Genomic DNA, 26,266 nt, shown 5'->3' on the forward strand with positions numbered 1-26,266 from the left:
GACAAAAAAGGAGTTCTTTGGTTAGGGCTATATAAAGACGGGATATTAACATGTGACCCACACACTGAAGAAATTACCCGAATCGAAATGGAAGACAGAAGAGCCGATATTTGTTGCTTTTATGAGGAAGACAACAAAATATGGATTGGCACACAAAACGGACTATATTCATATAAAAATGGAAAGACCGACGAAGAAAAGGAAATAAACGAACAGCTCCCAGATATCATGATACACGGTATCCAGCGAGACCGTCAAGGGAAACTATGGCTGGGCACATTTGGTAAAGGACTTATTGTATTTTCACCAGAAGGAAAACGAATCATGCGCTTCGATACATCCAATGGTATGGGTTCGAATGCGGTCAACTCATTATATATTGATTCAAAAGGAGGTTTATGGGCTGCAACGCGTGCTGGTATCGCGCATATCAGTGATACAAGTAACCCTAAACTGGAAATCTACAATCACAATCAAGGGCTAATTGATGAAAATGTCAGAAGTATCATAGAAGACGAAAAAGGAAACATCTGGCTCAGCACCAACGGAGGAATTGCTCAATGGAAAAGTGACGAAAAAAGATTTCTAAACTATACCTGGCACCAAGGAGTACCCAGAGGGGACTTTATGGATGGCTCAGTATGCAAGGATAAAAATGGGTATTTGTTTTTTGGCTCACAGAATGGAGCTTGCTACTTTAACCCAGAGCAAACCACAGAAGACATACAGATAGCTCCTGTAAAAATTACAGGAGTCAAAAGTTATGGTAACTCAGATCCAAGTAGTAAAGGAACTCTTGCCCCAATTGTAAATGACAAGGTCGATTTATCTTACCAGAATAGTACTTTTACAGTCTCTTTCAGTGTGATGGACTTCTCACAAACCCCTCAGGTAGAATATGCCTACACCATGGAAGGATTAGGTAAGACATGGTTTGAAACAGGCGATGAAAACCGGATTACATTCCGGAACCTACAGCCTGGAGAATATACATTTAAGGTAAAAGCCAAAATGAGAAACCAGCCATGGGGCGAGAAGTTTACTTCTCTCCAGATTACAATTGCTCCTCCTATCTGGCTTACCTGGTATGCTAAACTACTTTATACGATTCTCATTGCCCTTATACTGTTTGCAATCTTGCGCTTCTACAAGCGTAAACTGGCACTGGAAAGTCGTTTGAATCTGGAACATCACCAGCACGAGAATGATCAGAAGCTGAATAATGAACGACTGCGTTTCTATACTAACATCACTCATGAATTACGCACTCCTCTAACCCTGATTCTCGGACCACTAGAGGACTTGCTGGCTGACAAAACGCTGTCTCCACGACAGGCCAATAAGATCAGTATTATACGTGACAGTGCCAACCGGTTACTGAACCTTATTAATCAGATTCTGGAATTTAGAAAAACGGAGACAGAAAACAGAAAGCTAAAGGTAGGTTATCATAATCTGGCACTACTGGTACAAGAAATAGGCATCAAATATAAAGAATTAAACCAGAATGCGGAAGTAAATATTCACATCAATGTAGAAACGCAAGATACCAAGATTTATTATGACCACGAGATTATCACTATTATTATCGATAATCTGATGTCGAATGCCTTAAAATATACTCCCAAAGGCGATATAACACTTGCCTTGGCAAGCAATGAGGAGAACGGGGTTAAATATACAACTATCAGTGTGGAAGACACCGGACATGGTATCTCCCAAGAGTCTTTGAATCATATCTTTGAACGATATTATCAAGGACAAGGGAAATATCAGGCTTCAGGGTCAGGTATTGGCCTGGCACTGGTAAAATCACTGGCAGATTTGCATCAGGCAACCATTGAAGTGGAAAGTGAGGTGGAAAAAGGAAGTAAGTTTACATTAAAACTACTTACAGAAAACACTTATCCTAATGCAGAACGCCAGGTTACTAAAGAAGTTCATAAAGCTGAAGACGAAAACAAACAACCTGCTTCTGTAGAATCAGAAGATGGGAAACCGATTATTCTGGTCGTGGAAGACAATCGGGATATCCGCGAATATGTACGAAGTTCGTTTGAAGAAATGTATGAAGTCTTGACGGCTGCAGATGGAAAAGAAGGATGGGATATTGCACAAAGCCAGATTCCGAATATCATCATCAGCGACATCATGATGCCGGTGATGGACGGAATTGAACTATGTCGTCATATCAAAGAAGATATGCGTACCAGCCACATCCCGGTCATCTTGCTTACAGCTAAAGATACTCTTCAAGATAAGGAAGAGGGCTATGCCGCAGGAGCCGATTCGTTTATTACCAAACCGTTCAGTGCCCGTTTGCTGAACAGCCGCATCAACAACATTCTGGAAAACAGACGTAAAACGGCAGGAGTAATCACTTCCATACCCGAAACGGAAAGTGAACAGAAGAACATTGAGAATGAACGAAAGAACTTAAACAAACTAGACCAAGAGTTCTTGGATAAGGTAACCGCCATCATCGAAGAGAACCTGAGTATGGAGAAAATGGATGTAGCGTTTATTGCCGATAAGATGTGCATGAGCCATTCTACTCTTTACCGAAAGATTAAAGGACTGACTGAAATGTCGGTCAATGAATATGTCCGTAAAATCAAGATGAAGAAAGGTATGGAACTTATCAATGAAGGGAAGTATTCCTTAGCTGAGATTTCGGATTTGACAGGTTTCAGTAGTGTTGCTTATTTCCGCCAATGTTTTAAAGATGAATACGGAATGGCACCCACTGAATATTTGAAGAGAAAACAAAACTAATATTATCTCTTAGCAATATAAAACAATAAATGCCTGTCTGAACAATCCAGACAGGCATTTATTATTCTTATTATTTCTTATTGAAGAAATCAAGTGTCCAGCTATCCATCCACTCGATATAAGGTATCCCATTTTCAAATTGTACAGGCAACCAAATATAACGGGCATCACTCGGATGCTTAGGCCGCCAGATATCTGCCATAAAGATAAAGGCGTCTTTCTTTCCCGGTACCGGAAGTACATACGTACTCTGTCCGCCAAAAGTGATTTCCGATTTTTCTCCACGACAAGGATTTGGATGTTGTGTCCAAGGTCCCCAGATGCTAGGAGCAGAGAACATGCGTGCCTCATTCGGATCCCATCCTGTACAGCCAGAAGTAATCATCCAGTATGTACCGTCACTCTTCTTGAATATGGCCGGAGCTTCATTGTGTCCGGCTGGAGCCATACGCACATACTTCCCTGTATGAGTCAGGTAGTCATCACTCAATTCTGCAATCTGTAGTGTCAGATTGTCTTCTGACGAGTAAATGTGATAGGCTTTTCCATCTTCATCAACAAAAAGCTGCATATCACGTGCCATTTGTCCTCCTTGCAGGTCGCGTTTCACAAACAAACCTTTGTGAATAGCTTCATACCACATCGGTGTCCACCATTCCTTATACTTCTCTGCATCCAATGTATCCAGCATGGCACGCTGTGTTTCATTCATATCAAAAGGAAGCACTCCCGGATTAATGCGTTCCGAACGAATATACTTGAATGGCCCGGTAGGAGAATCTGATATGGCCACCGCTGAACGGGCTGCCGCATAACCTTTTCCTTTCAATTCCAAATGGAACCACATGACAAACTTCTTCGTCTTTTCATTATAGATTACTTTTGGACGTTCCATTACACATCCCTGTACAATGTCACTGGTAGAATCGTTCAACACTACAGGTAAAACGGCTCCTTCGTTGTTCCAGTCAGTCAGGTTCTTTGAAGAGTAACACATAATTCCCACCATGGCACTGCTGGTAGAGTCGGATTTATTCTCTCCATACCAGTAGTAAGTACCATCGTAATACAATACACCTCCTCCGTGGGCATTTACATGTACTCCCTGATTGTCAGGCCAGATTTCACCACTACGAATTTCTTTAGGCGGCATATGTGTACATGCCACCCCCAAAAGAAGGCAAAGCCCTCCCAAAAGATAGATTGATCTCAGTCTCATAAATCAAGTTTATTTATTATGCTCTCATTTACAACAATTACGACCGAAACCTCAGGGAACACTACTAAACGGTTCTCCGGGTTTCAGTCGCAGTTCATTATCCCTTACTCACAAACTCAACACTTCCTTAAAACAAATCCCATGTACGGATTTCATCTTTCCAATGATGGTCCTTCGGGAAAGGTTTTTCACCCCATGCACGTACGCTGGTCCATTCCTGTGGTGCATCGGTCCAGAAAGGATGAGAAGCTGGAAGTCCCAACGGCAAGAATGCCAGAGAAGTCATATACAAACTTCCGTTGTTGGTATACCAGTCGGCTACATTCGGCTGACGTCCGGTAAATCCGATGGTCAAGAAACCACCTTCATTAAAATTGTGTCCACTGGCAAACATACGTTTCATCACCGCAGTCAATGCACAGCGTACCTGAGCACTGCTTACGCCTGCAGGCAACTCCTGATACCACGCCATTAAAGCCAAAGGTTGCATAGTAGCCATACGGTAAGGAATGGAACGACCGAATACGGGGAAGGTTCCTTCCGGAGAAATGAAACGCTCCAGAATCAAACTATATTTCTGGGCACGTTTCAATGCGCGGTCATAATACTTTCCATAATCTATCCGGCTACGCACTTTTGCATCCTTCATAGCCTGAAGAGTTTCAAGATACATCGGATGGAACACATAACTGCTGTAATAATCGAATGCAAAAGAAGGACCATCAGCATACCAGCCATCTCCCGTATACCATTCTTCTACCTTACGAATGGCTGAATTCACACGATATTCATCGAATGAAGCTCCTGCTTTTGCCAGGAAACTTTCTATCGTAGATGAGAACAACAGCCAGTTGGTATAAGGAGGATCTATACGACGTAACTGCTGAAATTCTTCTATATAACGCTTTTTAGTGGTTTCATCCAAGGGTTTCCACAACTGATCGTAAGCACGAAGAAAGCTTTCTGCCACGTAAGCGCCATCTACCAGAGTCTGGCCCTCCTGTCTCCATAATAAATAGTCCGGACTTTGCGGGTCTACAGCATTCGCATAGCTCTTCAAAGCCATCTCACGAAGTTCCTTACGCATCTTTCCTTCTTCTGTATCATCATCCGGCAGCGTCAGCCAAGGAGCGATACCCGCCATCAAGCGACCAAACGTTTCCATATAAGCCACCTTTTTGTTTCGGCCATCCCATGTGGGACTAACTTCCAGCTGCATATTCTTCTGCAACTCTCCTTTTGCCATATTGCTCAATACCGGATAAGCCATCTGATAAGCCAGCTTGCACCAATAAGCACGATCAGCAGTTTGAGGTGCTTCCAAGTAACGAACATACTCACAAGCAGCCAACAAAAAGGCTCCCACTCCAAAATTAGCGGTAGACTTTGCATTAATTACTTGTCCGGGGATTGCTTTTTCACCGATAGGCTGTACATAACCTACCGTTCCATCTTTCTGAAGCGCTTTCTTTGACAAATAGTTCCATGCCTTCTGCACCACCGGCATATATATATCTTTTTCCAAATACCCATTGTTTATACCCCATAAAAATCCGTATGTAAACAGTGCCGTACCGCTGGTTTCCGGTCCTGGTGCAAATTCCGGATCCATCATGCTGCGTGTCCAGTAACCTTCAGGCTGCTGGATAGCTGCCACGGCTTTAGCCATATTTTGAAATTTATCCACAAAGAACTGATGATGCTTGTATTCTACCGGCAAGTCCTTCAACACTTTAGCCAGTCCGGCCAATACCCATGCATCACCTCTAGCCCAGAAATCCTTCTTACCATTGACTGTCTTGTGCTTCGGATAGATGTATTTTGCATCACGATAATAAAGATTCTCATCTTTATCGAACATAATGCTATCAGAATAAATCAGATATTCATACAATTTATCCAAGTATTTCGCATTATGAGTAACCTTATAGAGTTTTGTCATTACCGGCATTGCCATATACAACGCATCACTCCACCACCAGTAATCATGCTGCGGGGTACTCATCTGGTACTCCATAACCTCACGCGCACGCTTGATTTTCTTATCGTCCGGAGCCAGATTATACAAATCAGTATAAGTCTGAAAACAAATCTGATAGTCTCCAAACAGCACATATTCATCCGACTCTCCGTAAGAATATTTCCATTCCGCACGGTTATCACTCTTCGCTCCCTTCCACTGGTTGTAGTTTGCCCAGGTTTCAGAATAAGTACGATAAGTCTCGTTTCCAGTCAGAAAATAGGCTTCCATATTTCCCGTATGATATACGGCATTATCCCAGAACGAACGAACCTCCGGCGAATTTTCTGCCTGCCAATGCTGATTTACCTTATCAATCATCTTCCGGACCTCAACAGCCTCGGAATCTCTGGCCCCAACCGACATCGGCAATACTCCGACAGCGCAGGCCAGCAACAATTTAAATACCTGTTTCATAGTTTTATTTTGAGATTAATTTATTTCCAATACATACACAGGGGTTGCTTCTGAAGCCTTAACTTTTTCCCCGTCTCCCTGATGCGTTTCCTGCACAAATACATGCAGTTTCTGATGTGTTTTCCACAACTCCGTATCATAGCTGGGCTCCCAGGCATCTACAGAGAAATCGGTCAGGTCTTTCACCTGCCATTTGCCCGACTTTACATCGTCTGTATAGGCCATAGATACTTTACTGCCACGTTCTGCATCACGGAACACAAAATAAGCCTTACCTTTATCTACTGCAATACGTGGTCGTGAAATCGGAATCATTTTGGTGCCTCCGCCTTTTAGAGAAAATCCTTGCGAACGATTCATAATCTGACGGTTCTGCCATCCTTTCCCATCGTTCCATACCAGCCGATATTGAGGGACCTCACTGTCTGCATCTCTCCAGTAGGTCACAATATAAGGATGTCCTTCCGCATCAGTACTCATACTGGTCTGATTTATCAGTTCACTGTTTTGAGGAATGCGGCAAGCATATTCTGCATTGTCCTTACAAATTGGTAAGGTATATTTTTCACCTGTCGATTTATACCATGTCTTTCCCTCATCTGGAGAATATGCATAACAAAGGTCATGATTTGTTTCTACCATCCAGGTTTCACGCCATACCCACGACAAGTGAATCACTCCAGCATTATCCATATAAAGTTGCCAGTAGGCATTTCGCTGATTTTCTCCGTCAATCAGCACATCCTGCACACGTGTCCATTTCCGGCTCTTCAAGTCATAGCGATTCAATACCAGATTACCTCTTCCGGAAGCCCCAGAACGATACACAAACAGCAAATCGCCATCTGGCATCCGATAAAACTCCGGATACGTGACATCATCTTCATCTTTACCGGTCATCGCTTCTTTTTCCCCCAGCGTCAAAGCACCGGGTGCCGTACTCTTGCAATAATTTAATTTGTTTCCGTGATGATCGAAAGAAAGATGCAAATAACCGTCCCCATCTACCATCATACTGATGACATTATGCGCATCGGCTACATTTCCTTTATATTGACTGCGATGCAACGTCCATTCGGTACTCCCCAATGCACGTTTACCTATGGTCAAATACCCATCTGCATCATAATAAGAGATGTATTGCACTCCCTCGTCCGTTACCAACGAACTGTTACGAAATACGGTTGTATTGACGGAAGTTGAACTATATCCATCGCCTACCTTGACGAGTTGTTGTGCTGAGATGTCACCCCAAAGAAGAAATCCTATTAAAAATAAAAATATGCGTTTCATAGTTTATCCATTCCATTAAGTTTCCTTTGCAAAAATAGGATTTTCAGATAAAAAGAACTATGAAAATTTCGTCAAGGAGGGATAAAAAACGGGCAAGGAAAACTGAATGGACAAATTACTCCTTTTTTTGACCAAATCATCACCTGTTCTTATACAAATGTCAAGGATGCGTATACAAAAAAACAGTCCGTATTCAAAGGATTTCCCTCAATACGGACTGTCTCACAAAAAATAATATCTTACAGACAAGCTGGAAGTTCACTTAACTTCATACTGTTCGAACCTTTTATCAACACACAACAATGCTGAACAGGATGGTCAACTAGCATAGCTTCTACCTCCTTCACATTCTCATAATGTTCAAACGAAGCAGAGAGTCCGGCAAATTCCGGACCAACCAAAATCACGCGTTCAAACTGACATTCGTTCAGAAAGTCCACTACCTTCTGATGTTCTTCCCGGCTTCCTTCACCCAGCTCTTTCATAGCACCCAGGATAGCTACCTTGTGCTCGGCTTCCATCCGGTGGAAGTTGAGCAGCGCCGCCATCATACTGGTTGAGTTGGCATTATACGCATCCACTATAAGCGTATTGGATTCCGTCTGAACCAGCTGTGAACGATTGTTCTGAGGCACATAAGAAGAAAGCGCATGACAGATTTGTGTATCTTCCACGCCGAAATAACGACCAATAGCAACCGCTGCCAGTGCGTTATCCAAATTATAAGCACCTATCAGGTGTGTCTTCACCTCATGTGACGTACCTTCTGCTGTCCAGCCCAAATGCAGGAACGGAGAACAAGAAAGCACTGTTCCACTCACATCCAGCCCCGGAGTCTGTCCGTAACGGACACAATTCAGTCCTTCTGCAATTTTATTCAAATGAGGATTCTCATTCTGAATGAATATGGTGGCATTTCCTTTTTCCCGAAGATAGTCATACAACTCTCCCTTGGTGCGGATGACTCCTTCAAAAGAACCGAATCCTTCCAGATGCGCCTTTCCCACATTGGTAATGATACCGCAATCTGGCTCAGCAATATGAACCAGCGTCTTGATTTCCCCCGGATGATTGGCTCCCATTTCAATGACAGCCACCTCATGTTCCGGCTTCAGGCGCAACAATGTCAAGGGCACGCCAATATGGTTATTGAAATTTCCCTGTGTATAGAGCACATTGAACTTTTCTTTCAATACGGCCGCAATCAGTTCCTTCGTAGTGGTTTTCCCATTAGTACCGGTTACTCCTACCATCTGAGTTCCCAACTTACGACGATGGTAATTGGCCAGTTGCTGTAACGTCTGAAGGCAGTTTTCCACCAGCAAGATACGCGGATTCTCCAGTGATGCATATTGTGGTTCGTCCACCACAGCATAACGGCATCCCTGTGCCAGCGACTGTGCCGCAAACGCATTGCCATTAAATGTTTCTCCTTTCAGGGCCAGAAACATAGAACCCTCCGGACAATGACGGCTGTCGGTCGTCAGTCCGTTACACTCCGTAAACCGGCTGTATAGTTCTTCAATATCCATATTCTTATTGTTCTGAGAAGCGCTTTGCCTGCTCTTCAATCAATGCCGCATCTTCAAAATAGTTGATTTTCATGGCACGGCGCACTTCATCCATGGTCTGAGCGGCAGCTTCACGAGCCACTTCACAACCTTTCTTCAACATATCATATACGGCAGGAATGTCTTTTTCAAATTCCTTACGACGGGTACGAATCGGTTCCAACACCTCTTCCATGACAGCTCCCAGGAACTTCTTCACCTTCATATCACCCAATCCACCGCGAGTGTAATGTGCTTTCAGCTCGTCCAAGTTAGCATATTCCGGCAAATAGCGTCCGAAATGTTCTATCTGACAGAAAGCATCCAGGTAAGTGAACACACAGTTACCTTCCAGTTTACCCGGATCGCTTACCTTAATATGTGTCGGGTCAGTATACATGCTCTTCACTTTCTTCAATACCTCATCTGCCGAATCAGACAAATAGATACAGTTGCCCAGTGACTTACTCATCTTCGCCTTTCCGTCCGTACCCGGCAAACGCAGACAAGCCGCATTGTCCGGAAGAAGGATTTCCGGTTCTACCAATGTTTCGCCATAGATATGGTTGAAACGGCGTACAATCTCACGTGTCTGTTCAATCATCGGTTCCTGGTCTTCTCCCACCGGAACGGTAGTAGCCTTGAATGCCGCAATATCGGCAGCCTGGCTGATAGGATAGGTAAAGAAACCTACCGGAATACTTGTTTCGAAGTTACGCATCTGGATTTCAGTCTTCACCGTAGGATTACGCTGCAAGCGCGATACGGTTACCAAATCCATGAAATAGAAGCTCAATTCATAGAGTTCCGGAATCTGCGACTGAATAAAGATGGTTGACTTTGCAGGGTCAAGTCCGGCAGCCAAGTAGTCCAAAGCCACTTCAATCACGTTCTGACGTACTTTCTCCGGGTTCTCAATGTTATCCGTCAAAGCCTGTCCGTCGGCTTCGAACACAAATATCTTATCATACAAGCCCGAATTCTGCAATTCCACACGTCGGCGCAATGAACCTACATAGTGGCCGATATGTAATTTTCCGGTCGGACGGTCACCGGTCAAGATAATCTTTTCCTTTTTCATAATATAAGCTATAGTTCATTTTTAAATTGCAGCAAAGATAGCGAAAGGTGAGCGAAGCTCCAAGCCAAAAGCTTGCTTTTGAGTGAAAGAGCTTTCGAACCGCATCCTATCTTCTCTAAAGATATATAAATCCTTTGTTTTCTTCAAAATAAATCGTTTCTTTGCAAGAGGTCTCAACAGACAACCATCTGCCTGACAGGGACTACCTTTAACGATACCACAACAAATTATCTATAACCATGAAGAAAGAACTCAAAAAAGTCCTGGTTCTCGGATCAGGCGCACTGAAAATCGGGCAAGCCGGAGAATTCGACTACTCAGGTTCACAAGCACTGAAAGCCTTACGCGAAGAAGGCATCCGCTCGGTACTTATCAACCCTAATATTGCTACTATTCAAACTTCGGAAGGAATTGCCGACCAAGTATATTTCCTGCCCGTTACACCTTATTTTGTAACTGAGATTATTAAGAAAGAACATCCGGACGGCATTCTGCTGGCCTTTGGAGGACAAACGGCTCTGAACTGCGGTACGGAACTTTACCAGAAAGGTATATTGAAAGAATACGGTGTGGAAGTGTTAGGAACTTCCGTAGACGCCATTATGTATACAGAAGACCGCGACCTCTTTGTAAAGAAGTTGAACGAGAAATCTCTGAAAACTCCGGTCAGCCGTGCGGTAGAAAACATGAAAGACGCACTGGAAGCAGCACGTACCATCGGCTATCCGGTGATGATCCGTTCGGCTTACGCATTAGGAGGATTGGGAAGTGGTATCTGCCCCGATGAAGAAAAATTCATCGAACTGGCTGAAAGTGCCTTTACCTTCTCTCCACAGATTCTGGTGGAAGAATCACTGAAAGGCTGGAAAGAAATTGAATTCGAAGTGATTCGCGATGCCAACGACCACTGTTTCACCGTGGCCAGCATGGAAAACTTCGACCCGCTGGGTATTCATACCGGTGAATCTATCGTAGTGGCTCCTACCTGCTCACTAAGCGAAGAACAGGTAACCATGTTGCAGGATTTGTCCAAACAATGTATCCGTCATTTGAACATTGTGGGTGAATGTAACATTCAGTATGCCTTCAATGCCGAAACCAACGATTATCGTATCATTGAAGTAAATGCCCGCCTGAGCCGTTCTTCTGCACTGGCTTCCAAAGCAACCGGTTATCCGTTGGCTTTCGTTGCTGCCAAGATTGCCTTGGGCTATACCTTGGATGAAATCGGAGAAATGGGTACACCGAACTCTGCTTACGTAGCTCCGCAACTGGATTACCTGATTTGCAAGATTCCGCGTTGGGACCTCAACAAGTTTGCCGGAGTTTCTCACCGCATCGGTTCAAGCATGAAGTCTGTGGGTGAAATCATGTCTATCGGACGCACGTTTGAAGAAATCATCCAGAAAGGTCTGCGTATGATCGGACAGGGCATGCACGGATTTGTAGGCAATGACCACACCCGTTTCACCAACCTGGATGATGAACTGGCCAATCCGACTGACCTGCGTATCTTTGCCATTGCACAGGCACTGGAAGAAGGTTACTCTATCGAACGCATCTATGAACTGACCAAGATTGACCCGTGGTTTATCGGCAAACTGAAAAATATCGTAGACTACAAACATAAACTGTCAACCTACAACTCGCTTGAAGAACTTCCGGCAGAGGTACTTCGTGAAGCCAAAGTGATGGGATTCTCTGACTTCCAGATTGCCCGCTTCGTACTGAAGCCTCAGCAGGGTAACATGGAAAAGGAAAATCTGGCCGTTCGTTCTTACCGTAAGAAATTAGGTATCCTTCCGGCCGTAAAACGCATCAATACCGTAGCTTCCGAACATCCGGAACTGACCAACTACTTGTACATGACGTATGCCGTAGAAGGATACGATGTGAATTATTACAAGAATGAAAAGTCAGTCATCGTGCTGGGTTCAGGAGCTTACCGCATCGGTTCATCTGTAGAATTTGACTGGTGTTCGGTAAATGCCATCCAGACAGCCCGCAAGTTAGGCTACAAGTCTATCATGATTAACTACAACCCGGAAACGGTTTCTACTGACTACGACGTGTGCGACCGTCTGTACTTCGATGAATTGTCATTCGAACGCGTACTCGACGTGATTGATTTGGAACAGCCGCGCGGCGTCATCGTTTCCGTAGGTGGTCAGATTCCGAACAACCTGGCCATGAAACTTTACCGTCAGGCTGTGCCGGTACTCGGTACTTCTCCGATTTCTATTGACCGCGCTGAAAACCGTAACAAGTTCTCGGCCATGCTTGACCAGTTGGGCATCGACCAGCCGGCTTGGCAGGAACTGACCAGCCTGGACGATGTGAAAGACTTTGTCAAGAAAGTGGGTTATCCGGTATTGGTTCGTCCGTCATACGTACTGAGTGGTGCAGCCATGAACGTATGCTACGACCAGGAAGAACTGGAACGCTTCCTGCAAATGGCCAGTGAGGTATCAAAAGAATATCCGGTAGTTGTATCACAATTCATGCAGGAAACCAAGGAAATAGAATTCGATGCCGTGGCACAGAACGGTGAAATCGTAGAATATGCTATTTCAGAACACATCGAATTTGCCGGTGTACACTCTGGTGATGCGACACTTGTCTTCCCGGCACAGCACATCTATTTTGCTACTGCCCGCCAGATTAAGAAAATCAGCCGCAAGATTGCCAAAGAACTCAATATCTCCGGTCCGTTCAACATCCAGTTCCTGGCTAAGAACAACGATGTAAAGGTAATCGAATGTAACCTGCGTGCTTCACGTAGCTTCCCGTTTGTATCAAAAGTATTGAAGCGCAACTTTATCGAAACGGCTACCCGCATCATGCTGGATGCTCCTTACGTACGTCCTGACAAGCTGGCGTTTGACATCGACTGGATTGGGGTAAAAGCTTCTCAGTTCTCATTCGCCCGTCTGCAGAATGCCGACCCGGTACTGGGAGTAGACATGTCATCTACCGGTGAAGTAGGTTGCTTGGGAGACGACTTCGATGAAGCATTGCTGAATGCCTTGATTGCAACCGGCTACAAGATTCCGAAACAGTCCGTTCTGTTCTCTTCCGGTGCCACCAAGTCGAAAGTCGATTTGCTGGATGCCAGCCAGATGCTTCACCAGAAAGGATACAATATCTATGCTACAGCTGGTACGGCTGCCTTCCTGAACTCTCACGGCATCACCACCACTCCGGTGTTCTGGCCGGATGAACGTCCGAATGCAGAAAACAATGTGATGAAGATGATTGCGGAACATAAGTTCGACTTGATTGTCAACATCCCGAAAAACCACACCAAACGGGAACTGACCAACGGTTACCGCATCCGTCGTGGAGCCATCGACCACAACATTCCGCTGATTACCAATGCCCGTCTGGCCAAAGCGTTCATTGAAGCATTCTGCCACATGAACCAGAATGAAATCCAGATCAAGAGTTGGCAGGAATATAAATAAGGTATACCAATGGTAGAAAATAAGAACGTCAAAGCGCTTAAAAAAACGCTTTGACGTTTAAATTAAAACGCAAGTGCACTTGATGTAAAATGCACTTGCGTTTCAACTAAAACGTCCTTACGTTTTCTCTTTAACGCAAGGACGTTTTTTTCATATACCTTTTTCTTATTTCAAAGCGGCTTCTATATCAGCCATAAGTTCTTGAAACTCAGCCTTTGTATAACCTATGGAAGCATGAATCAGCTTACCGTCTTTTCCGAACAGATACGCTCTGGGGATTGTCTGGTCGGCAAAAAGAGAGAAGACTTCCCGTTTAGGGTCCGGATAGAGTGGGAAGCTGAACTTCTTCCGTTCATTGTACTTTTTCAGTTCTGCATCTGTATGCTCCCGACCGATAACTAACAACTTGAAGTCCTTGTTATCCTTGTATTTCGGCCACAAGGTTTTCTGAACTTCAGCCAGTTCTATCTGACAAGGTCCGCACCACGTAGCAAACAAGCTGACCAGTACCACCTTTCCTTTCAAATCGGCTGGGGTTACTTTACCATATATTTCCGAATTCAGGGTAATGGCAGGCATGGCATCACCCAAACTGATTTTTTCTTTCCCGGTGTCTTGTGCAGAAGCAGCCAGTACACCCATCCAAATCAGACACAAAAGGCTCCAAATCCGTAAATTTTTCATTGTTCTTTCCTTTCTATAAAATGTTAAACCCTGACAAATATACCGTAAACCGCTGGAAAATCCGCCAAGGAATCTATCTTTGTAAATAGTTTTAACGAAAAACAAGAGCGCGTATGATGACATTTATCTCGTGTGCCAAGACCATGACCGCACGTAGCAAAACTCCATATCCAGAAACCAGTACTCCTCATTTTCTGAAAGAGGCCCGCGAAAACGCCTTATACATGACCCAGTTTACTACCGAAGAACTGGCCCAGATGCTGAAAGTGAATCCGAAGTTAGCAGCCGAAAATTACCTGCGCTACCACGAGTTCCTTTCACCGGAGACTCCTACCCTGCCAGCTCTTCTAGCCTACACAGGCATCGTGTTTAAGCGCATCCATCCGGCAGATTTTACCGCAGAAGACTTCCGGTATGCCCAGCAACATTTGTTGATTACCTCTTTCTTATACGGATTGCTCCGCCCGCTGGACAGTATTCAGAATTACCGCTTGGAAGGCAATGTACGCTTACCGGAACACGAGCGGAAAACCATGTTTGAATACTGGCGTCCTTTACTGACAGACTATTTCATTGATGCCATCCAGCAACAAGGAGGCATTCTTGTCAACCTGGCCAGTGGTGAAATGAAAGACTTGTTCGACTGGGAAAAAGTCTGTCGGGAAGTACAGGTCATTACACCCGAGTTCTACACCCTGAAAAACGGGAAACCTACCACGGTAGTTATCTACGCCAAGATGTGTAGGGGCGAGATGACCCGTTTCATCCTGAAAAACCGGATAGCACATCCGGAACAACTGAAAGACTTTGAGTGGGAAGGATTTTCCTATCACGGAGAAGAAGACGGAAAAATGCATTTCATTCTCCAATAAAAAGGAGCGGTCTGCCGAGCCATTTCTCCCGACAGACCGCCATCAATCAAATGAAATCTATTTCTTATTCTTCAGCACCGTTACATTCAATATCCGTAGCCAAAGTTACGTAGTTCAATACTGAAGTACCGTCTACCAATGCCTTTTCTGTTTCTGTAGTTTCAGTTGTCAAGCATTTTCCTTTACCAGAAATCAGTGCATTGTACATCTTCACTTGTGTACCGGCACGCAAGCGAACACCCTGTTTCTCACCGCCGTTACCAATCAAGGTCAAGTTAGCCAAAGTAGGACAAGCTACCGGAGTGGCTGCAAAGTTCTTACCGTTATTATCGCATTCCATCAAACAGTCGCAATCAAATCCGAGTGTTTCCTTTGCTTCCTGATAAGCCACCAGGAACTGGCCGCGTCCGTTCCATCCTTCAGTCCAGTCGTAAGAGTCATCACTACAGTTGGTAACTACCATGTGTTTCACGTCAACGCTACCACCGAAGAATTCAAAACCGTCGTCAGAACCATTGTAAGCCTGTACGTATTCTACTGTAGTACCGTTACCTACGCCATAGAAAGAAATACCGTTTGCTTCATGTTCAGAATCCAATGCATATCCTGTATTTTCCAGACGAATATATTTCAGTGTACCAGAGTTATCATTGTCAGCAGAACCTCCATAAGCTGCATTACCGATTTCTGATGTACCTTCGCCATTTTCTGCGTTGGTATGAGCTTTACCGCAGATGTGCAAACCGCCCCATGCACCAGATTCCTTCTTATCTGAAGTCATGATAATCGGATTTTCTTTTGTTCCTACAGCCTCAATCTTAGCACCCTGCTGTACCAAGATATAGTCTACAGATTCATCGTCGGTCATGGCAACAATTTTCACACCTTCTTCAATAGTCAGTGTAGCGCCAGTCTTCACAATATATTCACCGCTAAGTGCATATACTTTATTCTTCAATAAAGTCTTATTGGCAGTCAGTTCGCCTTGCAGAATTTCTTCAGCATTGGCACTTGTTTCATCACCGTTGCCGCTTGTACGAATCCATCCGGCTGTCCAGTCATTATTAGCCGGAACAGCACCACGATAAGCAGCTGCTTCGAAGAAATTATCTACCTTCGTCATGTCGGCTCCACCGTCAATCGTACCGACAAATTTGTTTGTAAATGTATTGCTGAAATTATAATTGATTGCGTTATTGTTTGCTGTAGCCAAGAACAACTCTGAAGAATACGCATCTGCAACAGGAGGTTCCGGATTCGGAGTGTTGTCATCTTCACTACAAGCAGTACACAAAGTCATAGCAGCGATTGCGGCCATCGACATAAATTTCAAGTTCATTGTTTTCATACTTTTCTCGTTAATAAAAAGTTTAGAATAGTGTTCAATTTTTTCCTTTATGAATTTTTATAATGTATAGCTAACACCTAACTCAAAAGTAGTTCCTCTTCCGTAACGTTCCACTTCCAACTTTCTGCCGTCTTTCACTTCCTGCTTGAAGACGATGTCCTGGTTCAGCAAGTCGGTCATCTGCAACTTAAAGTTCCAGTGGTCATTCAGTTTGTAAGTAGCTACGAAATCCAGTGTATGTAAATCTTCCTGTTTTACGTCGCCCAATCCGGAAATACCTACCGCATGAATGCGTGGCCCTTGCAGGTTATAGAGCAGCGTAGCAGTCAGCTGTGTATCATTCTTAAACTTAGGAGCATAGCTGATATCCGCATTCACCAGGTAAGGAGAAGCTCCCTGCAGGGAACGCTGTGCATTGGTATAGGCTCCACCTTCCGGCAATTGTACGTTGGTGTACATGTAAGAAGCGTTGGCTCCTACGCGGAAGTCGCGGAACAGTTCTCTGCGGAATTCCACTTCCACTCCGGCAGCCACACCTGTATCTGCATTCTGGAAAGAGTGAACAGCCGCACCACCCGACAAGGTCTGTGTACGTTCAATCGGGTCTTCCAGGATTTTTGCATAACCCGTAATAGAGAACATATTGTTGCTGTTCTGCTGGTCGAAGCGTTCGTAACGTAAGTCGATATTGTAGTTATATCCGTTCTTCAATTCTGCATTACCTCGAATCATGGCTGCTCCATACGATTCCTGATAGAGGAAAGGAGCCATTTCGATAAATGACGGACGAGTTACCGTACGTGAGAACGAGAAGCGCAGACTGTTGGCATCGTTCACGGTATATTTCAAGTTTAATGCCGGGAAGAAATCATGGCAGTTTACCTCATTCCGTTTGGCCTCACCCCCGTCAGTCGCATAATTTACCCACTGGTGGCTGTATTCATAACGTACTCCTATGTTCACCAGGAAATTGGCTGTCGGGTAATATTCCGCATCAATAAATCCGGCATAAATGGAATGTCCGGCATCATACTGGTCTTTCGGCTGCTGGTCACGGATTATAGAAATGTCTCCATTGGCAATATGGTCATACCCCATAAAGCTGGAAGTCTGGTAAATATCCTCTATTTCAGGATTGAAACGGCTTACATCATAGTAGAAACGTGTAGAACGGAACGTACGGCTCTTGTCTTTGTAAGTAGCTCCCATACGTATCAGGTTATTGTCTCCATAACGATAAGAGCTTCGCAAATCGCCCACCCATTCTTCTTCATTCAGCGAGCCGAAATAACGCATATTCTCCTGCTTGTTCAGGTCGAACAGTTCCAGAGAGTTACCTGCCTTTTCAAACATCACCTGTCTGCGGTCTGGTTCTTCACTGGAAGTCTTGCTGTACGAACCGCTCCAGTTCAAGTCCCACTGCTTTCCAAACTCATGGTGTCCGTTCAACTGATGATTTTGAAGTGTATAAATGTGGGTTACAGAGTTGTTACCTATCAGTTCATTGTCTTCATAGTCTTCTCCTTGTCGCAACATGTAAGTATTCTCCGCATTACGTGCATAGAAGAAGGTATATCCTATGCGGTCAGCATCTCTTAGCGTATAAGCCAGGTTACCAAGACCAGCCAGCTTCAGTTCCTGACGGTAACTGTCGTAGTTAAATCGGTCGAGGGTAGTACCTCCGGCCTCAAGTGTACGATAAAAAGCATCTTTTGTGGTTTCATTGGTATTGCTTGCACTCAACGCGGCCAACAAGCTCAGATTCTGTCCATTCACATCCCAGTTCTTTCCGCCGGCTATATTACCACCAAATTCCGGAAGACTTGTACTCTTATTCACATCGAAGGTTGTATGAAAAGGATTTTCCTTTGTAATGGCAGTAGAAAAGTCCGCTTTAGGCATATCAATGTACTTCTGATTAATGCCCGGATTACGGAACAAGGAATATTGCTGATCCATTTTATAGAAATCCTGGAAAAGTGTATTGAACCGACCTCCCGTATTGAAACCGATGGAGAAAAAGTCTTTTCCGGTATTTTCTTTGGTACTGATATCAATGTGTGCGCCTGAATAATCTGCAAATGTTCCTGCTTCATATACTTTACTTACCGTTATGTTTCGTACCGTACTTGAAGGAAACAAATCCAAAGGAATCAGTTTGTTATCCGGATTCGGGGAAGCAATCGGCAGTCCGTTCAAAGTAGTCGTACTATAACGGTCGCCCAATCCGCGCACAATCAACTGTCCTGCACTGGCAATCGAGATACCAGTTATTTTTTTCACACCTTCCTGCACATTGCTGATACCTTTCACGCTCATTTCTTTCGCCCCAAGGTTTTCAATGGCTACAGTGGCTTTCTGGCGTTCCATGCTCAACGCACGTTCACCTTCCAGGTTTTTACGTGCAACAACGGAGACTTCACTCAAGGCCTGTGCATCGCTTTCCATCTCAAAGTTCAGCACCACATCTTTGCCTTTTGCTTTTACACCTCCAGTTTTAATGTCGGTGTATCCCACATATTTCACTACCAGCTCATACACACCGCCGGGAACATCTAAAGTATAATTTCCATCAAGATCGGCCACAGCCCCTACTGTACTTCCAAGCACTTGTATGGTAGCTCCCGTCAAGGGTTCTTTAGTCTGCTTGTCTACAATGGTACCCTTTATAGTCTCTGCTACCATCGGCATAGTAGAACAAGTTAAGAAACTGGAAACAAAAACAATCTCCTTAAAACCTAATCTCATAATCTATTCATGCATTTCTTTTTTCCGTTGCAAAGATGGGGTGTTTATGTTACAGCAAGACTTCATGGGATATACATTTCATTAACACGAAGATTACGTTTGTATTTCTCTTCAAAAAACCTTCATTTTCTTTTTTTCTCCTCTAATTATATAAGGTGGAATCATAGTTTTTCCTATTTTTGTACAGACCAAAATAAATAAGATTATGTATCCTTTGAAATTCAAACCTATTTTAAAATCGACCCTTTGGGGAGGAGAGCGTATTATTCCTTTTAAACAACTGGACTGTCAGCAGGAACAAGTGGGCGAAAGCTGGGAAATCTCAGATGTACCGGGCGACGAATCTGTAGTAGCAGAAGGTGCAGATGCCGGCAAGAACCTGACTCAGCTGATGGAAGAATATAAAGGAAAGCTGGTAGGAGAAGAAAACTACAAGCGATTCCAGGGCAAGTTCCCTTTGCTTATCAAGTTTATTGACGCCAAGCAGGATTTGTCTATTCAGGTACACCCTGACGATGAACTGGCCATGAAGCGCCACCAGTCTATGGGTAAAACAGAAATGTGGTATATCATCGACAATACCGGCGGACAGGCACACCTGTATTCAGGTCTGAAAAAACAGATTACTCCGCAGGAATATGCCGACATGATTGAAAACAATACGATTTGCGATGCCCTCGACAAGTATGACGTACAGCCTGGTGATGTATTCTTCTTGCCGGCAGGACGTATCCACAGCATCGGAGCCGGATGTTTCCTGGCAGAAATACAGCAGACTTCCAACATCACGTACCGTATTTATGACTTCAACCGCAGAGATAAGAACGGCAACCTGCGTGAACTGCATACGGAACTCTCAAAAGATGCCATCGACTATACTGTATCTGATGATTATCGTACGCACTATGAACCGCGTAAAGACGAACCGGTGGAACTGGTAAGCTGTCCGTACTTCACCACTTCTGTTTATAACCTGACAGAAACCATGAACATGGACTATAGCGAACTGGATTCGTTTGTTATTTACATCTGCATGAAGGGAGCCTGCACCGTTACTGACAACGAAGGCAACCGCATCAGCGTAAAAGCAGGTGAATCAGTATTGTTCCCGGCTACTACCCAGAACCTGGAAGTTGTACCGGAAGGAGAAGTATCTTTCCTGGAAACTTACGTATAATCTGATTTGATTTATACTCATTGCTGAGTCCTTTTCTTTTGTCCTGTTTCAGGCAGAGAAAGGGACTCAGTCATTTTTTACAAAAGCATTAGGTGATACACCCGTAATCTGACGGAACACACGATTGAAATGGTTGGGAGTGGCAAAACCTACTTCGTATGCAATCTGCTGCATGGTTCTTCCTCCATCAGCAAAAAGCTCGATAGCCCGCATGATTCTCAGATTGTTCACATAATAGCTGAAACGAATGCCCGACTCATTGAACAAACGGCTCAGATTACGCACAGAGAATCCGAAATGAGCAGCCAGTTGCGGCATCTTCAAATTCTCATGCAAATGCTCCTGCAGATAGGTCAGAATAGGATGCAAACGTGCATCATTGGGAATGGCCAGCATCTTCAACAAGAAGCCCATATCCTGGCTGATGGAGGGCAGCAGTTTGAAAAAGCTGAGTGCAAAGGCATACAAATCGGGAGAATCAGCCTGTTCTATCTCCGTCCCCTTGGAAGCAATAAATTTCAAATTCTCTGCAATGAAGGAGTTGGTGTGATAAATGGAGAATTCTTTCAAGGCGGTATCCTTCTCATCCGCATCCAGCGACAGATAGAAAATAACCAGTGATACCTGCCGGTTCTTGCTGGATAACTCATGCTCCGTACAGCCGGGTATCCAGGCGATATGCTTCTCTGGCACAAAATAGCTTGTGGAACCTATCTGTACATGCAACGTGCCGGAAAGGGTATAGATAATCTGGCACTTTTCATGTGCATGACCCGGCAGTTTAATTTCTTCCCATCCGGTTTTCTTGATGCGGATGGTCTCCTTACTCGTCTGCTTTATCAGCGAAATATAGCTTTCCTGTTCCTGATTCATTCTCTGATGATGGCTTAAAATGGTAATCTTTTTGCATAAACCGCAAATTCAGCCTAAAAATAATGGTTTAATTTTGCACAGCCAAATAAAATGGCTAAAGGTATTTTCAACACAAAAAGAATAATGGGTAAAAGATTAGTTTCAACTATTGGAGTTCTTTCCTTTTTTATTTACACAGCCGCCGCGCAAGAACGGGTTCTTTCTATCGATGAATTGTTTCAACTGGCTGACCAGAACAGCAAAAGCATCCAGCTTCATTCGCTGGCCATTGATGAAACAACACAGGCGGTAGAAGTGGCTAAAAATGCCAAACTGCCTTCCATCCGGGCACAGGTAGACCTTAATTACATTGGTGACGGTTGCATGACAGACCGGGATTTCAGTAACGGCATACATGCCGACATGCCGCACTTCGGTAATTCTTTTGTACTCAAAGCCTCACAGACTATCTACGCAGGAGGAAGTATCAATGCCAATATCCAGAAAGCGAAACTGCAACAGCAGTTGGCACAACAGACTTATCAAAACAACCAGCAGGATTTGCGCTTCATGCTGTTGGGATATTATCTTGATTTGTTCCAACTGAGAAACCAACAAACGGTTTACGAAAAGAACATTGAGCAGACACATCTATTGGTAAAGGATATGCGGGCTGCCTATCAACAGGGTACGGCACTGAAGAGTGACATTACCCGCTATGAACTACAATTGCAGAATCTGCAATTAGGTCTGACTTCTACTATCAACAGGCTCAATGTCTTGAACCACAAATTAACAACAACCATCGGATTGGACCCTTCGGTACATATTGTGCCAGACTCCACGGCACTGTTCCGTATCAATGTAGACAAACAACAGGAAATGGCCTGGATGGAAGCTTCTCAGGAATCTCCCGAACTGCAGCAGGCACACACGGAAATCAAACTAACCCACAACCAGCAAAACCTAATTCGTTCGGAACGCAGGCCTCACATCAGCCTGACGGCAACTAATGAGTTTAATGGGCCGATTCTGATAGAAGTTCCACCATTGAACAACAACTTCAACTACTGGTTTGCCGGAGTAGGTATCTCGTACAACCTGGATGCTTTGTTCAAGAGCAAGAAGAAACTGAAACAGGCACAGATAGCTACCTCAAAAGCAGAAAAGAACTACCAACTGGTCAAGGAAGAAATAGAGAACAAAGTGCACGAAGCGTACGTAAACCTGAATGAAGCTTACGTAAGACTGCATACCCAGCAAAAAAGCGTACAGCTGGCACATGAAAACTTCCGCATCGTGCGGCAACGTTAGCTGAACGGTCTGTCACTGATTACCGATATGCTGGATGCCAGCAACATGCAGCTGGATATGGAATTGCAGCTGGCCAACTACCAGATAGGTATATTGTATCAATATTACCTGCTGAAAAAAATTACGGGAACACTTTAATGAAATGCATATTTACACAAAAACGAAAAAATATATGATGCGAAACAAAAAAAGAGCTATTTCTAATTTCTTTATACTGCTGGTCCTCGTAGCCGGTATCAGCTGGGTTTGCGGCAAATTTATCCATTTAGGTAATGTGGAATATACAGACAATGCCCAGGTGAAACAACACCTGACCCCAGTCAGCACACGGGTGCAAGGCTTCATCAAGAAAATCTGCTTTGAGGAATACCAGACAGTGAAAAAGGGAGATACCCTGGCCATCATAGAAGATACGGAGTATCGTCTGAAAGTGGCACAGGCCGAAGCAGACTATCGCAATGCACTGGCTGGAAAGAGTGCCATGCATACCACTATCAACACCACACAGAACAACATCCTCGTAACGGATGCAGCTATTGATGAACAGCGAATCCGCCTGCAAAATGCACAGACGGATTACAAACGTTATCAGGAATTGCTGAAAGAAGAAGCCGTTACTCCCCAGCAATTCGACCGGGTAAAAACAGATTACGAAGCAACACAGGCACGCTATGAGCAGCTGTTGCGCCAGAAACAATCGACTTTGCTCCAGAAACAGGAGCAAACCCAGCGCCTGGAACAGAATGAATCGGCCATCAAACTGGCAGAGGCAGCACTCAACCTGGCCAAACTGAACCTCTCTTATACAGTGATTCTGGCTACTACAGACGGAGTGACCGGACGAAAAAACATCCATGAAGGAGAGTTAGTTCAGCCTGGACAAGCCTTGGTAACTTTGGTAGACGGTACGGAGAAATGGGTCATTGCCAACTACAAGGAAACTCAGGCTACCGACATGAAGAGAAATCAGCTGGTGGAAGTAAGAGTAGATGCCATCCCTGATGTGAAATTTGAGGGACGTATCGCTTCTATTTCGGATGCTACCGGAGCTTCCTATTCACTTATTCCACAAAACAACTCGGCCGGCAACTTCGTAAAAGTAGAGCAGCGCATCCCTGTCCGTATCGAGTTTACAGAAAACAACCGTCCCGAAGACTTGCAACGCCTGAGAGCCGGAATGAATGTAGAATGTTACGTTAAACAGTAAACAAGAAATGGCTGAACCACGTCCCCAGATTCCTTACTTCAAAGAATTCTTACCGACTCCGGTCTGCATCGTCCTGTCGCTCTTCTTTGCCATGGTCTTTCAGTTTAACGGAGGAGTTTTCCTGCCGGCTGCTACTCAGATGTCGAGCGCATTAGGATGTATCCAGGAAGATGTAACCATGGCAGCCTATGCCTCCTTCATCGGTATGACCGTCATATTTCCGATACTGTTCCGTCTGAAATCCCGATTCACCACCCGGTCCATTTTCATGACGGTATGCCCGGTACTTATTCTCTGTAACCTGATTACCATGCATACAGACAACATCTTTCTTATGATCTGTGTATGCTTCGTATCGGGATTTTTCCGCATGTGGGGTACCTTTGAATGCTTCTCCAATACCCGTCTGAGCATCACGCCCTCCGGAAATTTCTCGGTGTTCTATCCTGTTATCTATATTATCGTGCTTGAGAGCATCCAGTTGTCCGGACTGGTCACCATGCACATCAACGACTGGGCCAACTGGCAATACATGCACTGGTTTGTCATCGGCATGCTGATGGTGGTATGGATTTGCGTCATGTGCCTTACCCGGACTGTCCGAGTGGGGAAAAAAGTCCCTTTATATGGCATAGACTGGATAGGCCTCCTCTTATGGACGGCCATGCTGTTCGCGATTGTTTTCATCTGCATCTATGGAGACTTTTACGACTGGCTGGACAGCGTACAGATTCGCTCCTGCATTGTAATTGCCGTAGTTTCCTTGCTGATAAACATCAACCGGATGACTTCCATACGGCATCCTTATATTGACCCGCAGGTATTCCGCTACAAGAAATTCCCCGTAGTGTTGTTCCTGTTCCTGATGCTTTGTTTGTTTCTCACCACCTCCTCCGTACTACAGAATGCGTTTATGACCTCCATCTTACAGTACGATACGCTAAACGCCATTTCATTGAACTGGTGTGTGTTTGCGGGAATCCTGGCCGGAGCAGGCATCGTATTCTTCCGGCAAGCTGTATTAAAAAAGGGATATAAACTATTGATTTCTATCGGATTTACCCTGATAGTCATGTACCAGTATTACATGTATTTCCTGATATATCCCGATTTGAATATTGAAAGTTTGTATCTGCCCAACTTTTTAAAAGGAATCGGTCATGGAGTGCTTTACATTTCACTGACCATTTACGTGGCCAAGCATATACCCTTCAAGCACTTCTTCCAGTCCTTGTGCGTACTCAGTTTCATTCGCACCAGCATTGCAACCCCTCTGGGAACTGCTATACTGAACCGCTGGATGAAACACCTGCAACGCGACAACTGGGGATTATTAAGCAGAAACATGGACAATATACACGAATGGATGCCGGATGTATCACTCACACAACTCTATGAAGAAGTAAACACCCAAACCATGCTGACCAGCCTGAAAGAATTGTTTGGCTGGGTATGTCTATTAGGAACTGTTTTTCTGGTAATCGTGCTCAGCTACCGAATCTGGCGTGACCGCCACTTGGCAGCGCTCAAAATGCTGCATAGCCTGCCCGTAAAGAAACGGTACAGGCCATCCAGCGTACATAAAATCTCTAAAAATTAGAATTTATAGCCAGCAGTGAAAAAGAATGCCAAGTTACGTGTCTTTGAATTGCTGGCTAATTTGCAGCATCCAAACTCCCCGTCAAGTCCTACGGTCCAGCGTGTAAAGTCGAGTGCTACACCCGCCATCACACCGGCATCAAAACGACGCAACCCTGGAACAATCTCCTCTTCAATCTTTGATTCACCAAACGTATTATAAGAAATAGTCAAGTCATCAATATCGATATTCCGCTTACCTTTTACACCATACGCCAAATAAGGACCTGCCGTAAATACCATATCAAAGTTAGCAGCTGTACCTACATGGAAAGCAGCCAATAAAGGCATCTCAAAATAGTTCTGGTTTACGTGCATATCCACTACATTCCGGGTGCTGGCCCCCACATAATCCACATCTATGCTTGCTCCCTTCGAAGCCCAGTACAATCCAGTCTGGAACGACACCAATCCACTTAAGGGCACATCAATACCTACTCCTACCTTCTGGTTAAACAATGGAGAAGAGTCTCCGGCGTCCTTGCCCATCCAAGTACTCATACCCAATCCAAGTTCCATACTCCAAGTCACTTTTGTCTGTGCAGCCATTGTCAAGGCAACAAACAAACCTGCCACTATACATGCAATTTTTTTCATAAGCTCAAAT

At 44.4% G+C, this 26,266-nt stretch carries 17 protein-coding genes; 7 read left to right on the top strand and 10 right to left on the bottom strand.

What is annotated here, in order from left to right; all coding sequences use genetic code 11:
• Nucleotides 1-2,775 (top strand): response regulator (locus ACMJ0U_RS03930; RefSeq protein ID WP_417128321.1); only part of this gene is annotated, 2,775 nt, incomplete at its 5' end.
• A gap of 70 nt (nucleotides 2,776-2,845) precedes the next feature.
• On the opposite strand, the gene ACMJ0U_RS03935 is transcribed toward ACMJ0U_RS03930, so the two are convergent.
• The 5 genes from ACMJ0U_RS03935 to trpS form a co-directional block, all read right to left on the bottom strand.
• Nucleotides 2,846-3,928: a glycoside hydrolase family 43 protein gene (locus tag ACMJ0U_RS03935; RefSeq protein WP_417128339.1), complete on the bottom strand. Its 1,083-nt coding sequence runs from the start codon at nucleotides 3,926-3,928 to the stop codon at nucleotides 2,846-2,848.
• Nucleotides 3,929-4,121: 193 nt separating this feature from the next.
• A complete protein-coding gene (locus ACMJ0U_RS03940; protein ID WP_417128322.1) occupies nucleotides 4,122-6,431 on the bottom strand; it encodes a DUF2264 domain-containing protein in 2,310 nt (769 codons plus the stop codon).
• 15 nt (nucleotides 6,432-6,446) lie between these two features.
• Entirely contained in the window at nucleotides 6,447-7,724 is a 1,278-nt protein-coding gene (locus ACMJ0U_RS03945; RefSeq protein WP_417128323.1) for a BNR repeat-containing protein, read from the bottom strand.
• 239 nt (nucleotides 7,725-7,963) lie between these two features.
• A complete protein-coding gene (locus ACMJ0U_RS03950; RefSeq protein WP_417128324.1) occupies nucleotides 7,964-9,256 on the bottom strand; it encodes a UDP-N-acetylmuramoyl-tripeptide--D-alanyl-D-alanine ligase in 1,293 nt (430 codons plus the stop codon).
• 4 nt (nucleotides 9,257-9,260) lie between these two features.
• Complete coding sequence (gene trpS, locus ACMJ0U_RS03955; protein WP_417128326.1) at nucleotides 9,261-10,355, bottom strand: tryptophan--tRNA ligase; 1,095 nt, start codon at nucleotides 10,353-10,355, stop codon at nucleotides 9,261-9,263.
• A gap of 239 nt (nucleotides 10,356-10,594) precedes the next feature.
• Here trpS and carB point away from each other — a divergent pair, with 239 nt between their 5' ends.
• Entirely contained in the window at nucleotides 10,595-13,819 is a 3,225-nt protein-coding gene (gene carB / locus ACMJ0U_RS03960) for a carbamoyl-phosphate synthase (glutamine-hydrolyzing) large subunit (protein WP_007559734.1), read from the top strand.
• 165 nt (nucleotides 13,820-13,984) lie between these two features.
• Here the strand turns inward: carB and ACMJ0U_RS03965 are convergent, their stop codons facing one another.
• Entirely contained in the window at nucleotides 13,985-14,503 is a 519-nt protein-coding gene (locus tag ACMJ0U_RS03965; RefSeq protein ID WP_040312478.1) for a TlpA family protein disulfide reductase, read from the bottom strand.
• Nucleotides 14,504-14,616: 113 nt separating this feature from the next.
• On the opposite strand from ACMJ0U_RS03965, the gene ACMJ0U_RS03970 reads away from it, so the two are divergent.
• Complete coding sequence (locus ACMJ0U_RS03970) at nucleotides 14,617-15,375, top strand: YaaA family protein (RefSeq protein ID WP_417128327.1); 759 nt, start codon at nucleotides 14,617-14,619, stop codon at nucleotides 15,373-15,375.
• Between the two features lie 64 nt (nucleotides 15,376-15,439).
• On the opposite strand, the gene ACMJ0U_RS03975 is transcribed toward ACMJ0U_RS03970, so the two are convergent.
• The gene (locus ACMJ0U_RS03975) at nucleotides 15,440-16,723 is read right to left on the bottom strand and encodes a hypothetical protein (RefSeq protein WP_417128329.1); all 1,284 of its coding nucleotides are present in this window, start codon (nucleotides 16,721-16,723) and stop codon (nucleotides 15,440-15,442) included.
• A 57-nt stretch (nucleotides 16,724-16,780) separates the two neighbouring features.
• The gene (locus ACMJ0U_RS03980) at nucleotides 16,781-19,471 is read right to left on the bottom strand and encodes a TonB-dependent receptor (protein WP_417128331.1); all 2,691 of its coding nucleotides are present in this window, start codon (nucleotides 19,469-19,471) and stop codon (nucleotides 16,781-16,783) included.
• Nucleotides 19,472-19,676: 205 nt separating this feature from the next.
• On the opposite strand from ACMJ0U_RS03980, the gene ACMJ0U_RS03985 reads away from it, so the two are divergent.
• Nucleotides 19,677-20,648 (top strand): type I phosphomannose isomerase catalytic subunit, encoded by a 972-nt coding sequence (locus tag ACMJ0U_RS03985; protein ID WP_117670442.1) that lies wholly within the window; start codon nucleotides 19,677-19,679, stop codon nucleotides 20,646-20,648.
• A gap of 66 nt (nucleotides 20,649-20,714) precedes the next feature.
• Here the strand turns inward: ACMJ0U_RS03985 and ACMJ0U_RS03990 are convergent, their stop codons facing one another.
• Nucleotides 20,715-21,521 carry an AraC family transcriptional regulator gene (locus ACMJ0U_RS03990; RefSeq protein ID WP_303241189.1) on the bottom strand — a complete coding sequence of 269 codons (807 nt, stop codon included), beginning with the start codon at nucleotides 21,519-21,521 and terminating at the stop codon, nucleotides 20,715-20,717.
• 123 nt (nucleotides 21,522-21,644) lie between these two features.
• Between ACMJ0U_RS03990 and ACMJ0U_RS03995 the strand changes: the two genes are divergently transcribed.
• The 3 genes from ACMJ0U_RS03995 to ACMJ0U_RS04005 all read left to right on the top strand — a co-directional run bounded on the left by ACMJ0U_RS03995 (nucleotide 21,645) and on the right by ACMJ0U_RS04005 (nucleotide 25,621).
• Nucleotides 21,645-22,814: a TolC family protein gene (locus ACMJ0U_RS03995; protein WP_417128332.1), complete on the top strand. Its 1,170-nt coding sequence runs from the start codon at nucleotides 21,645-21,647 to the stop codon at nucleotides 22,812-22,814.
• Between the two features lie 172 nt (nucleotides 22,815-22,986).
• Nucleotides 22,987-24,021: an HlyD family secretion protein gene (locus tag ACMJ0U_RS04000; RefSeq protein ID WP_417128334.1), complete on the top strand. Its 1,035-nt coding sequence runs from the start codon at nucleotides 22,987-22,989 to the stop codon at nucleotides 24,019-24,021.
• A 7-nt stretch (nucleotides 24,022-24,028) separates the two neighbouring features.
• Complete coding sequence (locus tag ACMJ0U_RS04005; protein WP_417128336.1) at nucleotides 24,029-25,621, top strand: hypothetical protein; 1,593 nt, start codon at nucleotides 24,029-24,031, stop codon at nucleotides 25,619-25,621.
• Here ACMJ0U_RS04005 and ACMJ0U_RS04010 read toward each other — a convergent pair.
• A partial coding sequence (locus ACMJ0U_RS04010; protein WP_417128338.1) for a porin family protein occupies nucleotides 25,618-26,266 on the bottom strand: 649 nt, incomplete at its 5' end. The two genes, ACMJ0U_RS04005 and ACMJ0U_RS04010, sit on opposite strands and share 4 nt — an antisense overlap.

This window comes from Phocaeicola sp. (genome assembly GCF_048170425.1).
Lineage (GTDB): Bacteria > Bacteroidota > Bacteroidia > Bacteroidales > Bacteroidaceae > Phocaeicola.